Annotated in this window: 14 protein-coding genes; 5 read left to right on the forward strand and 9 right to left on the reverse strand. The window is 43.4% G+C overall.

From position 1 onward, the window contains the following. Positions 1 to 152: 152 nt before the first annotated feature. Positions 153 to 767, forward strand: a complete 615-nt coding sequence (locus JMW90_RS07085; protein ID WP_201562627.1) for a hypothetical protein — start codon at positions 153 to 155, stop codon at positions 765 to 767. A gap of 147 nt (positions 768 to 914) precedes the next feature. On the opposite strand, the gene accC is transcribed toward JMW90_RS07085, so the two are convergent. From accC to JMW90_RS07105, 4 genes are all read right to left on the reverse strand, one after another. Beyond that, on the reverse strand, positions 915 to 2,276 hold the full coding sequence (gene accC / locus JMW90_RS07090) for an acetyl-CoA carboxylase biotin carboxylase subunit (RefSeq protein ID WP_201562629.1): 1,362 nt from the start codon (positions 2,274 to 2,276) through the stop codon (positions 915 to 917). Between the two features lie 224 nt (positions 2,277 to 2,500). Then, on the reverse strand, positions 2,501 to 2,929 hold the full coding sequence (gene accB / locus JMW90_RS07095; RefSeq protein WP_201562631.1) for an acetyl-CoA carboxylase biotin carboxyl carrier protein: 429 nt from the start codon (positions 2,927 to 2,929) through the stop codon (positions 2,501 to 2,503). A 247-nt stretch (positions 2,930 to 3,176) separates the two neighbouring features. Further along, positions 3,177 to 4,544 carry an MATE family efflux transporter gene (locus JMW90_RS07100; RefSeq protein ID WP_201562633.1) on the reverse strand — a complete coding sequence of 456 codons (1,368 nt, stop codon included), beginning with the start codon at positions 4,542 to 4,544 and terminating at the stop codon, positions 3,177 to 3,179. Between the two features lie 381 nt (positions 4,545 to 4,925). Further along, on the reverse strand, positions 4,926 to 5,423 hold the full coding sequence (locus JMW90_RS07105) for an EVE domain-containing protein (RefSeq protein WP_201562635.1): 498 nt from the start codon (positions 5,421 to 5,423) through the stop codon (positions 4,926 to 4,928). 236 nt (positions 5,424 to 5,659) lie between these two features. Between JMW90_RS07105 and hemW the strand changes: the two genes are divergently transcribed. Continuing rightward, on the forward strand, positions 5,660 to 6,985 hold the full coding sequence (hemW, locus tag JMW90_RS07110) for a radical SAM family heme chaperone HemW (RefSeq protein WP_201562637.1): 1,326 nt from the start codon (positions 5,660 to 5,662) through the stop codon (positions 6,983 to 6,985). 103 nt (positions 6,986 to 7,088) lie between these two features. Here hemW and JMW90_RS07115 read toward each other — a convergent pair whose 3' ends face one another. Continuing rightward, on the reverse strand, positions 7,089 to 7,229 hold the full coding sequence (locus JMW90_RS07115) for an entericidin A/B family lipoprotein (protein ID WP_201562639.1): 141 nt from the start codon (positions 7,227 to 7,229) through the stop codon (positions 7,089 to 7,091). Positions 7,230 to 7,504: 275 nt separating this feature from the next. Here JMW90_RS07115 and JMW90_RS07120 point away from each other — a divergent pair, with 275 nt between their 5' ends. After that, positions 7,505 to 8,068 carry a tRNA (cytidine(34)-2'-O)-methyltransferase gene (locus tag JMW90_RS07120; protein ID WP_201562641.1) on the forward strand — a complete coding sequence of 188 codons (564 nt, stop codon included), beginning with the start codon at positions 7,505 to 7,507 and terminating at the stop codon, positions 8,066 to 8,068. 71 nt (positions 8,069 to 8,139) lie between these two features. On the opposite strand, the gene JMW90_RS07125 is transcribed toward JMW90_RS07120, so the two are convergent. The 4 genes from JMW90_RS07125 to tusD form a co-directional block, all read right to left on the reverse strand. After that, positions 8,140 to 8,493, reverse strand: a complete 354-nt coding sequence (locus JMW90_RS07125) for a TusE/DsrC/DsvC family sulfur relay protein (RefSeq protein WP_201562643.1) — start codon at positions 8,491 to 8,493, stop codon at positions 8,140 to 8,142. Beyond that, entirely contained in the window at positions 8,490 to 8,828 is a 339-nt protein-coding gene (locus JMW90_RS07130; RefSeq protein ID WP_201562645.1) for a hypothetical protein, read from the reverse strand. Before JMW90_RS07130 ends, JMW90_RS07125 begins: the two co-directional genes overlap by 4 nt. 75 nt (positions 8,829 to 8,903) lie before the next feature. Next, positions 8,904 to 9,227 carry a hypothetical protein gene (locus JMW90_RS07135; RefSeq protein WP_201562648.1) on the reverse strand — a complete coding sequence of 108 codons (324 nt, stop codon included), beginning with the start codon at positions 9,225 to 9,227 and terminating at the stop codon, positions 8,904 to 8,906. Between the two features lie 91 nt (positions 9,228 to 9,318). Continuing rightward, positions 9,319 to 9,756 (reverse strand): sulfurtransferase complex subunit TusD, encoded by a 438-nt coding sequence (gene tusD, locus JMW90_RS07140; protein WP_201562650.1) that lies wholly within the window; start codon positions 9,754 to 9,756, stop codon positions 9,319 to 9,321. Between the two features lie 256 nt (positions 9,757 to 10,012). Here tusD and JMW90_RS07145 point away from each other — a divergent pair, with 256 nt between their 5' ends. Beyond that, positions 10,013 to 11,458: a glycosyltransferase family 4 protein gene (locus JMW90_RS07145; protein WP_201562652.1), complete on the forward strand. Its 1,446-nt coding sequence runs from the start codon at positions 10,013 to 10,015 to the stop codon at positions 11,456 to 11,458. A 212-nt stretch (positions 11,459 to 11,670) separates the two neighbouring features. Next, positions 11,671 to 12,330, forward strand: coding sequence for a phosphatase PAP2 family protein (locus JMW90_RS07150; RefSeq protein ID WP_201562654.1), 660 nt, complete (start codon positions 11,671 to 11,673; stop codon positions 12,328 to 12,330). Positions 12,331 to 12,370 lie beyond the last annotated feature (40 nt).

Genomic DNA, 12,370 nt, shown 5'->3' on the forward strand with positions numbered 1-12,370 from the left:
TGTTTAACATCAAGATGGGAATTTTATTGAAGTGTTTATTACAGAGGGATTAAATCCTGATAGCATAATGTTACTTGTGTTTTTAGTGACTAAGACTTACGCTAATGTACATAGCATTTATTATTATAATAGTATAAATAACAAGGTCAACTATGGAACCTCTCTCATTTGCTTCATTTTCATTAGCAGCTATTTTGGCATCATTGCCAGCAAATGGCGAAGCAGTTAGTAAGCCGACCATTACCACACACATTAGTCCTGCGATTGCTGGACAGTGGGAGATTGATTTAAATAGTAGTATCAGGATGACCAAAGAAGCTGAAGCTCGTCAAGCGGCGTTAAAAGATAAGAGTCAGCTTAAAAGCAACGAACCCAAGATCGACGCCGGTGCAGGGCTACTCACACAAAACGAAAAACGCCTCATTAATATTCAACCAGATACCAGTAAAAAACTCACTGCATCATCAAAAAAATCCGCTCAGTGTCGTGAGCTTTACAATTTTGCTGCTGATAATGAGATGTGGTCGGTCAGTGGTAAAGAGTGGACTTATGGACGCTATTTGATCACGCACCGTGAAGAGGGTTTACCTATCATTGCTATCAAAACCGTTTACGATAACAATGAGGTGGATTGCTCAGGCAGCCAGATAGATCAGAGCAATGAGGCGTTGATTGCGTTTTTAAATCATGATGGCAATCAAATGCAGTGGTGTGCTGATCCTGATGGGACAGAGTGCTTTATGAATTTTAATAGAATTCTGCCATAGCAATGGTTTTCGGTGACTTTGCTTTAGCTTTCATTACAATCCTCATTAAAAAACCGCTATCTGCACTAGTTATAATGTGCAGATAGCGGTTTTTTAATGAGGCAGACTCTTGATGATAAAGATATTTGATACCAATATTTAGTCAGTTTACAAGCTCGATTTTTCTTTATTAGCCGTTAACAGCTCTCTTTCGAGATAATGAATATTTTGTGCTTCATGGACAAAATTATCATCTGATAAAATCACGTCACGATGCATCGGGATATTGGTTTTGATACCTTCGATAACCAATTCATCAAGTGCATGTAGCGTTTTAGAGATCGCTTGCTGACGCGTTTGACCATGACAGATAAGCTTACCAATCAAGGAATCATAGTAGCTTGGAATCTCATAGCCAGGATAAAGGTGTGAGTCAAAGCGAACACCCGCTCCACTAGGTGAATACAGCTGAGTGACCGTACCAGGTGACGGCATAAACGTCACTGGATCTTCAGCATTGATACGACATTCGATCGCATGACCTTGAATTTCAATCTCGCTTTGGCGATAAGATAAACCATAACCTGCTGCGATTTTTAATTGCTCAACGACCACATCAATGCCTGTAATCATCTCAGTAATAGTATGCTCAACTTGCACACGAGTGTTCATCTCAATAAAGAAATATTCATTATTTTCAAATAAAAACTCAAAAGTACCGGCGCCGCGGTATTTGACCAGCTTACATGCATTCACGCACGCATCTAAGATAGGCTGACGGACATCGTCAGGAATATCAGGGGCAGGGGCTTCTTCTAGAACTTTTTGATGACGGCGCTGTAACGAGCAATCTCTGTCATATAGATGAATGGCATTGCCATTACCGTCGCCGAGCACCTGTATTTCTACATGTCGCGGGTTCTGGAGATAACGTTCCATATAAACCGTGTCATCACCAAACCATAGCTCAGCTTCTTGCTTAGCCGCTTGTACTTGACCGATAATTTCTTCAAAGCGCTCAACCACACGCATACCACGACCACCGCCACCCGATGCCGCTTTAATCAACAAGGGAAAGCCAATATTGCGCGCTTGCTCTTCAGCATTGTGTAGCGTCACCGCCCCCACTGAGCCAGGTACTGTCGGTACACCCGCTTTTTTCATGGCATTGATGGCAGAAACCTTATTGCCCATCAGACGAATATGATCTGCAGTAGGACCTACAAAGGTTAATCCAGCTTCTTCAATACGTTCAGCAAATTCAGCATTTTCAGCCAAAAAACCATAACCGGGGTGGATGGCATCAGCGCCAGTGATTTCAGCAGCGGTCAAAATAGTATTGATATTAAGATAGCTTTGATTGGCATTGGGCTTGCCGATACAGATGGCTTCATCAACAAAGCGTAAGTGCATCAAATTGGCATCAGCTGTAGAGTAAACACCGACGGTTTCAATACCAAGGGCTTTGCAAGCGCGAACAACACGTAGGGCAATCTCACCTCTATTGGCGATGAGCAGTTTTTTTATCATGGGGTCATCCTTGTTGAAGGGCGTTTTTTGATGAAGTTGCTACATTTGGCAATATCAAACTTTATTATCAAGCCTAATAATCATCCAACTTTGATATCTTTAAGCGCTAATATTAATAAATTAAGCTAGAGCTACTTTAAATAGCCTAAGTATTAGCATAAAATAATATCATCTAATAGATAGCATGCTCTCCATCATAACGAAGTAAAGGTTGGCAAATCTGGTTACGCTTTGTAGCGTACGATAGGCTGACCAAACTGTACCACTTCAGAATTAGTGACCAATATCTCGTCAATGACACCGCTTTGCGTCGCTTCAAGAGGGTTCATGATTTTCATCGCTTCGATAATGCCAAGCGTATCACCAGCCTGTACTTTTTGTCCAACCTTCACAAATGGTGGATCGTTAGGGCTAGGGGCTGAGTAATAAACGCCAACCATAGGAGACGTCTCAACAATACCCGTTTGCATCGCAGGCTGTGCTTCGGCAGCAACAGGTGCAGCGCCAGCAGCAGGGGCTGCCATCATGGTTGGAACAGGGGCATCATAGTGACGAGTCAAACTGATATGCTCGTCGTCTGAGCTGATTTCTAAATTAACCAGTTCGCTTTCTTCCATGAGCGCAATAAGGGTGCGTATTTTTTCAATATCCATAATTGTATTTTTGCCTTGTAACAAATTCGAGAAAATAGTGTAACTAAATATTGTACAGATAATTGCTAATGATACCTATATTCACGGCAATGAGCAATCGATGTACAGTTGTTAACTGAGTTTTTTTACATATTATGACGTAAGCACTCGTTTGAGTAAGAAATGCTCAAGGATTTATCATAGTCTATGTGACCTGTGAGCGCCAGTGATGATTATTGGCAACACGCTTTAGATAAACCTGAGGCTCTTAACCCCACCTTGCTAGCAATCGCTTTTGTTGATAGCGCAGGCGTATAGTCAGTAAGATGGACGATAAAAACAGCCCGGTTATCAAAGCCATCCAAAAACCTTGTGCGCCAAGGTCAGTAAAGCGCACCAGATAAATACCAAGCGGCAGCGCCACTATCCAATAGCAAAATAGGGTTACCCACATGGGTATCGTGGTGTCTTGCATACCGCGTAATATCCCTGCGACATTGACTTGCCAGCCATCAAACAACTGATAAGCAAGCGCAAAGATGAGCAAATGCATGGCTTGAGCTCGTACCACAGGATTGTCAGTGAATGCCGCTGCCAGTTGTGGTCTAAATAGCCAAACCCCAATCATACAAGCCATTGCAATAAGTACCGTCCATATAAGACCAGTTGCTTGCACTTGACGTAGTGCCATCAGGTTTTTTTCACCAAAGCGATTGGACACCATAATAGTCAGCGCCATCGCGACTGAGATAGGAATCATAAACAGCTGTGAGGTCACTGATAGGGCGACTTGGTGCGATGCGGTTGCCAGCTCACCGAGTGGACTGATGACCAGTGCACCTAAACTAAATAAACTGGCTTCAAAAAAGATAGAAACGCCGATAGGAATACCAAGCTTTAGCAGTTTTTTTATCTGTGCCCGATTTGGGCTGGCAAAGGCATAAAAAAAGCGTGTACTGGCAAATTGATGACGTTTAGTAAGGCTGGTATAAACTGCTAATAATAAGACATTAATCCACAAAACGATGGCAGTTGCCACACCGCAACCTGCGCCGCCCATCTCAGGCATACCAAACAAGCCGTGGATAAAAATATAGTTAAGTGGGATATCTGCAAGCAGCCCTATGATGCTAATAACGGTCACCGGCTCAGGTCGACCAAGCGCTTCACAGTAACTACGTAGCACCGCATAAACGGCAATCGCAGGAAAACCAAATGACACACCATGCAAATACTGCGTCGCTATCGGTTGGATATTTTCAGGCACACCCATCAAAGCAAGTACATTGGGTGCCAGATTGACAATGATAAAACCAAGGATGCCAATGACGCCAGCTGTCCATAACGACTGCTGGGTGATATGCGGTACTTTATCAAGTTGGTTTTGACCGATGGCTTCACCAATCAGAGGCGTGGTCGCAATCAAAATACCTGTCGCTAATAAAAACAACGGTAGCCAAATACCAGAACCGACAGCGACGGCAGCCAAATCAAGCGCCGAAACTTGACCTGCCATAATGGCATCGACAACACCAAGCGCTGCTTGACAAAATTGGGTGATTAAAATGGGAAGGGCGAGTATACCTAAGCGTAAGCTGTAGCTTTTGAAATCTACAAAAGACAATGGGAAAAACATAATGAGCAACTTTTCTTCTTTGCGATAATTATTATTGATAAGCAAATATTATTGATGAGCAAATACTGCCATCAATAAATCCATAGCGAGACAGTAAAATAGGAGGTGTGTGACGATAATACTCCGATAAATAATATGAGCAAGACCGATCTTAATAAGAATAGGCAGGCAGAGTATAAAAGTAAAATCGATGACACTAAAATAAAAATAACCCGTCAATTCAAGGGATGAAATGACAGGTCATAAGTTAATAGAATGGTAAAGAAGCTAAGCTATGATGTCAATGTTTTAGAAAGATTTGATAAAGACCACATTTATAGGTGTACTAAGCCTTTAATGGTAGAATTGAATATCAATTTTGCTACTGATAAACCAATATATTTATTCAATAGACCCGTGCTCACCTGATATTAGATTAAGTGCCTCTGTCATATCCATGATTGCATACCAGTGTTTGGGCTCAAGCGGAATGATGGTTAATTGCTCACAGCCTTTTCTGAGTAATAAAGAGTCTTCAAGCGCGGGCAGGAATTTAAGCTCTGACAGTGGTAAGATATCACCAAAAGCTTGATTAAAGGTCACATCCACCATATACCAACGTGGATTTTCTGCCGTGGCTTTTGGGTCGTAATGCCGATGTTCAGGATGAAATTGGGTGGTATCAGGATAGCCAGCTTTAGTAATGGTCACGATACCGGCAATACCAGAGGGCTTAGCACTAGAGTGGTAAAAAAATGCCTTATCACCTGCTTGCATATCATCGCGCATAAAGTTGCGGGCGCGGTAGTTACGTACGCCATCCCACATCTCTGTTCCTGCACATTCTAAATCATTGATACTAAAACAGCTTGGATTGGACTTTATGAGCCAATATGCCATTGTCTTTATCCTTTTTATAATAGTTGGTTATTTATAGGAATTTTATATAATAATGGTGATTGTCAGTGTCAGTTACTTTGCCTATAACTAAGAATATTTAACATGAGCCTTTGTCATCGGTTTTGTTATTGATAGATTTTTCTTGAAGTTAGGCTTTTTTTTACCGCATTTAGCCGTTATCCTAGCGGTATTTTCTGCTATTGATGGCAGTTACCTATTTATAGATAAGTCCGCTTATGTCAAATATCAAACCTAATCACCTGTCTCAGCAACCAGACTCTCTTGATAATGCTCATTCTAATGCGATAGAGGTGACAGATATTCCATTGGCGCTATATATCCATATCCCGTGGTGTGTCAAAAAATGTCCTTATTGTGATTTCAATTCACATGAGCTACCAGTAGACAGTCAGATGTCTATGTATGCTGAGTACGTAGATGCGCTGTTGCAAGATGCGGCGATGCAGCAGATATTGACCCAAGGGCGTAAGATTGGCTCTATATTTATCGGAGGTGGCACGCCGTCGTTGTTGCCCATTGCACAGTACCAGCGCTTGTTTGATGGCTTACGTCATTTTTATCAATTTGCTAGTGGCATTGAAATCACTATGGAGGCCAATCCAGGTACCCTTGAGCATGCGCCGTTTGCTGAGTATTTAGCAGTAGGCATCAATCGTCTGTCGATTGGTGTACAGAGCTTTAGTGCTGAACAATTAACCACGCTTGGACGTATTCACAATCCTAAACAAGCCCTATCTGCGATTAAAGCTGCTCGCACTGCTGGCTTTGAGCGCGTAAACGTGGATTTGATGCACGGGTTGCCAGAGCAAACCATGAGCGAGGCGTTAGACGATATTCAAATGGCACACGATGCTGGTGCGACACATATCTCGTGGTATCAGCTGACCATTGAACCAAATACCGTCTTTTATCGCAGTCAGCCAATTTTACCCGATGAGGATCGTTTGGCAGACATCGAACAAGCAGGTCAGACATTATTACAGGATTTAGGCTATCACAATTATGAGGTATCCGCATGGTCTGGGGCAGCGGATAAGCCTTGTCGACATAACGTCAACTACTGGCAGTTTGGTGACTATTTGGCAATCGGGGCGGGTGCTCACGGCAAAGTAACGGTTGGCGAACGGGTTATTGATAAAAAAGTTAGCAATGATGTGACTACTGATGTATTCAGTAGTAATGAAGAGAACCATCAAGCAGGTATCTATCGCTTTAGTAAATCTCGTATGCCAAAAGACTATATGGAGTATCAACAAGCTCGTCATCAAGATGGGGTGTCAACACAAGCGCCAAAAATGGTTGGCTGGCAAGCCATTGATGAGGAGGAGTTGGTTAGTGAGTTTATGCTTAATGCCTTACGTCTGCACGGTGGCGTAGCATGGTCGTTATTTGAGACGCGTACTGGGCTAAGTTATGACAGCATTGAGATACAAGTCACTAAATTAATCGAGCAAGGTCTACTGATGGATAGTCCTGAACAGCTACAACCAACAGAGCTTGGTAAAAGGTATCTTAATCAAATATTAAGAGCCTTTTTATAGCATGATAGATTGATTAAGGGTCTAGAATACAAAATTAAACCGATTAAAAAAAGGGCTTATCACATAGATGATAAGCCCTTTAAATAACCTAAACTTTTAAAGCTTAGATTTTGTTTTGAACTTCTTGTGCAGTACCACTTACAGCTTCGCCAGCGCCAGATACGTCTTGACCTAGACCTTTAAAAGTGTTGCAACCAGTTAGTACAAACATAGCAGCCAAAGATGCGATAACCAATTTTTTCATAGTATGTTCCTCAAAAAACACAGATCGATAAAAGACAGATCGATATAAGTAGTATAGTAACAGTGAAACCCAATGTTGAACCTAATTTTCACTGCAAGATGATAACAGACAATGACAATTTTTTTATATTATTCCCTTGTCCGTTACAGTCATCATAATCAAAGTTGAAATCAGTGCCCAGTATCAAAATGTAATTATTGGCAGTAAACTGTAACTTTTGATTACCTTTGATATATAAGCTCAAACATAAACTTAGCACTAATTACGGAGAGAGTATGACCATTCATATCGTGCTGGTAGCGCCAAAAATGCCCAGTAATACGGGTAATATCATTCGTCTATGTGCCAATAGTGGGGCGCAGCTGCATTTGGTCAAACCGTTAGGGTTTGAGCTAGATGATAAAAAATTGCGCCGTGCAGGGTTGGATTATCATGAATATGCCCATTTGCAAGTACACGATGATTGGTCAATGGCAAAGCAAGCACTGCAAGATGCTAGTTGTCATACTATCACGGCATTGACGACTAAGTTAAGTAAGCCGTTTTATGACTATGATTTTGGCGGGCAAGAGACTACAGAGTCAGACAGTGAGTTTGCCGACAAAAACATCGCCATGGTTTTTGGCTCAGAAACAGCAGGATTGGCAGATGATATTCGTGAAGATATTGGCGCTGATAACTGGCTGCGACTGCCGATGCTGGCAGATTCGCGCAGTTTGAATCTCTCTAATAGCGTGGCAATATGTCTGTATGAAGTATGGCGACAGCAAGGCTTTGGTGGTGACGAAGGTCGCAGTATCGGCTATGAGACGCTCACTGTCTACGACTCTAAAGAGTAGTTTTTATTTTATTATGAAAAATTAAAAAAGGCATATAAATAAAATAATTTATTTGCCTTTTTTATGGGCATTTATAAGCAGTTAGGCGGTTTGGGTAATCCAGCAAGACGATTGACATGGCGAGCGACCAAACCGGTATTAAATAGCTGCTGTAATTTTTGATTACTGATATCATAATCAGGCAAGGTTTGTTGCAGCCATTTAATCAACGGGCGCGTGGCTGGTGCGTGATTAAATTTTACAAAAAACGCTCGTACTTGTTGCAATACAGCCAAGCGCTCAGTATCTATATCTACCGCCAACGTATTGGCAAGCTGCTGTGCAATAAGGGGCGTCCAGAGGGTGTGATCGCATAGATGCCCATCTTGGTCTAATGCCACATTGATTGCGCTCAGTGAAGACGCATGAGCTTCAGTAATACTCATAAAGCTATCGTAACCACTTTATCAAAGCGGCTGTCTTGGGTCATCGTTACCCATTCAGTATCACTTAAAATACCAGTGAGCTTTGTCGCTAGATTCAGCTTCACTGCGGTGTTTTTGTGCAGCTGTGCTACATCATCGGCAAGCGCGTAAATACCGGCAATGGTTTCTATCTCCATATTCTCGATATCACCCAAATAGGCATTGAGCCAATCTATATACGCGACGGTCGTACCCAATAAAAGGAGGTTATCGCCCGCCTGCCACGACAATGCCATCTGTTCTGTACTGCGTCTGAGTGTATCCATGCTGCTATGTAATTGATATAAAGTTGCCATACTCGTGTCCGATTGCTTGCTATAGGTTTGAAACAATAAAATTTTACATCAGCTTTGCTATTTATAGCTTTAAGATTAAAAAGTGAGAATTTGCTCAAATACTTGTAAATTTACGTCTTCTGGAATCAAGACCAACTGCGTTGCTAAGTCTGTCGGCAGCATACCTGCTATCCAGCCACTAAACACATCATCAGGCAGCCAAGCTGGCGGCATATCATAAAGCTCAAGCGCTTGAATCATGCCTTGCAAACGCGAGTTTGGCTGCATTAAAAACCCAAATACCGGCGCATCCAAATATAGCTGTACCTCATGTCCAAAGGTCGCTAAAGTCAAAGCCAGCGCACAGCCTTCATAGCTTGCCATTTCAGTAGGCGTATGCAGCCGAATGAGTAGTTTCATGAGGTATTCCTAATCTTGTTTGTCGCTGTCTATGAATATTGAGTTGGCTGTTTGTTCTAAGTGCTAGCTTTTATTTAAGCCATATTTTTTATTAGAATTGTAATAAGCGACAGTCGCCTTGCATCATCATAGCAAGCTCGCTCAATCCCACCAAATGGAACCCTGCGGCCAAATTGTCGCCATTGAGCTGATGGCGCGCGCTATTGTCCGTATCACTAATACCGCGACTAAGCGCGGTACTGACGCAAACGGGTAGCGATAGCTGATATTGCGCAGCGAGATTCTGCCATTCCTGTGTCAAGTTGGTTTGATCAGCAGACTGCCAGCGTAAACGATTGGCAGTATGTGCCGCCTCTGCATAGAAGAAAATATTTAATACGGGTTTTTTGATAGCAGAGTTATTATCTGCTTCGCTATTTGTATCTATAGAGGCGTTTTGCAGATAGGCACGCGCATAGCGTAATGCCAAATGAGCAAGCGGATGGCTTGGGTCAGCGGTGATGAGAAGGAGTGGCGTTGAGGTTGTCATAGAAGGTCTTATCGATCAGGGTGCTAGAGTGGTATGCTACCTTGACTTGCCTATCGAGGCAAGCGGTATGCTGGTAATCATCATCCAGCTGCCGCTTACATTAGGGCGACGCTCATTTCTCTCAAAGCTCATTTCTCTCAAAGCGCCGCGCTGATGTATGGCGTCATTGATATTTGTCTGTCATCAAATTGTCAAATGACTCACGTAGGGTAGTGGTATAAACCCTACAAAAATTTGTAATTACGAGTCAATACTCATGATGATGTTTGATGATATGGCGACAAAAGCGTATGTTAACGCACCCTCTGCAGCAGCGGATGGCGGTGTAGATTTAACCGATCGTGCTTTCATCGACCGTGATTTAACCGAATTTGATAAGCCTTCAATCATCGATGAGCCAACGTCATGGCAGGCATCAAACCATAGCCGATCTGATACGCTGCACGTTTTATTGGTAACGGAAACGTGGTGGCCTGATGTCAACGGTGTGGCCATGAGCTTGCAGCGCCTTATGATGCAAATGGTGCAGATGGGTCATAAAATCAGCTTGGTTCGACCCAAACCAAAACAGCTCACCTATCAATCTATGACCACGCCGCACGCACCAAACCCGCTGCCAGCTCAGCTGTCAAAAGCAGACAACTTTGCTAGGGTACCCGCATTGGTGACAAATGAGCTTCAGGTTGGCGGTATGTCTATTCCTCAGTATTCAAGCCTACAGTTTGGGCTGCCCTGTTATTTTCAGATTAAAAAAGCGTGCCGAGCGCTGACGCCTGATATCGTTCATGTGGCCACAGAAGGACCGCTTGGCTTTGCCGCTTTACTGGCGGCCAAACACCTAAACATCCCCGTCACAACAGGCTACCACACGCAGTTTCATAATTTTAGTAAACACTTTGGCTTAGGCTTGCTATCAACACCACTGATGGCTTATCTACGCTGGTTTCATAATGCATCGCAGGCGACTTGTGTGCCAAGTAAACAAACCCTAAACGACTTAGCTGATACCGGCTTTCATCGGTTGTATGAAGTGGGCCGCGGTGTCGATTTGGTACAGTTCAATCCCGCACACCAAAGCGCCACGCTAAGAGAGCAGTGGGGCGCACAGCGTCAGCATACGGTATTGATGGTGGTCAGTCGGTTGTCTCCAGAAAAAGGCATCGATTTGGTCATCCAAAGTTTTTACGCACTACAGCGCGCACAGCCAAAACGCGCGGTAAAGCTAGTGGTCGTCGGAGATGGGCCTGATCGCACAAGGCTAGAGACACTGGCAAAAAAAGGTGGTGAGGATATTATTTTTGCAGGTACTCAAATAGGGCAGGCGTTATCACACCACTATGCCAGTGCAAATGCTTTTGTGTTTGCCAGTCAAGTCGAAACCTTTGGCAATGTGGTGGTTGAGGCGATGGCCAGTGGCTTACCTGTTTATGCGTTTGATGATGCCGCAGCTGGCATGTTGGTGACAAAAGATAACGGAGAACTTGCCACATTAGGCGCGCAGCAAGCGTTTATAGATATGGTGGCAAACTTGCCTTCGCTGGCGGTATTACAACAGCAAGGCAAACAGGCAGTGAGCGGTGTTTCTGGCTTTTCGTGGCAGCGCCCTGCCAAGCAGATGGTCGCCATGTTTTATCACGCCATCGATAAACACACCATCGATAAACACACCATCGATAAGCGCGCCGCCGCTACAGGCGCTTAGCGCAAAAAGACTGGACTAGCAGCATAATAAACTAGCAAATTAACAGGCCAGCAGTTGGTCACAGACCTATTATTGAGACCAAATCCACAAACAAACGATAAATCCAGTGATTAATAACCAGTGTGCAATCAGGAGTGGTAACGCAAGATGCATTGTCTAAGCCCGTTGTATTCACGAATAAACGGGCATGATCTGATTTGAGGGGATAAGCTATGAAACGTAATCGTGTCAAGCCATCAACAAATAAGAAAACCAATTCGTCAATCAAGCCAAATGCTTTGTTTCCTAAAAACCCAACGTTGGCCATTTACCTCAACCAATTTATCGTGTGGGATACCAGCTTATGTATCCACATCAATCGTTATTCAACAAATCACATGATTGCCACCTTTTTTAAAGGTATCAGCCGATTAGGGGATGGGTGGTTTTGGTATGTGATGCTATTCACTGCTTTGGTTGCACATGGCACCTCAGCGATACTACCACTGGTGGTGACCATGCTGCTTAGTGCAACCGGCCTTGCCGTTTACAAAATACTAAAGCTCAAAACCGTACGCCCAAGGCCTTATCAAGTGCATCAGGTGATTGTGCTGGGCGAGCGACCATTGGACGTTTTTAGTTTTCCATCAGGCCATACGTTACAAGCGGTACTGTTTACGGCAACGCTTGGCAGCTATTATCCAGAGCTGCTACCGATTATGTTGCCGTTTGCCATCTTGGTTGCATTGTCTCGCATCGTGCTTGGTCTGCATTATCCAACAGATGTCTTGGTGGGTGCTGGCATCGGCTACGTGCTGTCATTATGGATGACCAATTTGCATCAGCTGATTGCCCAAAGCCTGCTGTTTTTGAATGTGTCGGTTGTTTATTAAGGGTAGGAAATAGTAAGAGACAGTCATTGACTATTAATTG

This window comes from Psychrobacter glacincola, assembly GCF_904846215.1.
GTDB lineage: Bacteria > Pseudomonadota > Gammaproteobacteria > Pseudomonadales > Moraxellaceae > Psychrobacter > Psychrobacter glacincola.